The following is a 537-nucleotide window of genomic DNA, read 5'->3' as shown; positions in this document are numbered from 1 at the left end:
CGTCCGGCCGCGGGGATCATCACCACGAACCAGATCGCCAGGATCGTCCAGAGCATCACGCGCTGGTACTGCGGTCCCTTCGACCAGAAGTCGACGAGCATGACACGCAGGCCGTTGAGCGCGTGGTAGAGAACCATCGCCACGAGCGCCAGCTCCATCAGGCCGACGATCGGGTTCTTGTAGGTTTCGATGACACTGTCGTAGGTCTCGGGGTTGACCCGGACGAGTGCCGTGTCCAGAACGTGGACGAAAAGGAAGAAGAACGTGGCCACGCCTGTGATCCGGTGCAGAACCCAGGACCACATTCCGGGATCTCCCCGGTAAAGCGACCGTGTGCGCCCCGCCGGTGCGGGGGCGGCTTCAGTCGTGCTGCTCATCGAGTGCTGTGCCTCCAACGTCAATGGTGGACGCGTCGAGCCGCTGTAGCCTGTGGGGGATTCCGCAGTACGGGCCCGACGAGAACCTGAACCGACTTGTTCAGACTCTAAACCCATCGGAATCGTGGGAACTAATCTCCTTCGCGATTCGTACCGGCCC

At 62.0% G+C, this 537-nt stretch carries 1 protein-coding gene; it reads right to left on the bottom strand.

All coding sequences use genetic code 11. The features are described from left to right. Window positions 1–305 (bottom strand): succinate dehydrogenase, cytochrome b556 subunit (gene sdhC / locus I0Q12_RS22760; protein ID WP_231611252.1); only part of this gene is annotated, 305 nt, incomplete at its 3' end. Between the last annotated feature and the right edge of the window lie 232 nt (window positions 306–537).

It is taken from the genome of Rhodococcus sp. CX (assembly GCF_015865005.1).
Lineage (GTDB): Bacteria > Actinomycetota > Actinomycetes > Mycobacteriales > Mycobacteriaceae > Rhodococcus.
Note: the sequence above shows the minus strand (reverse complement) of the source record. Positions and strands in the feature narration are given on the sequence as shown.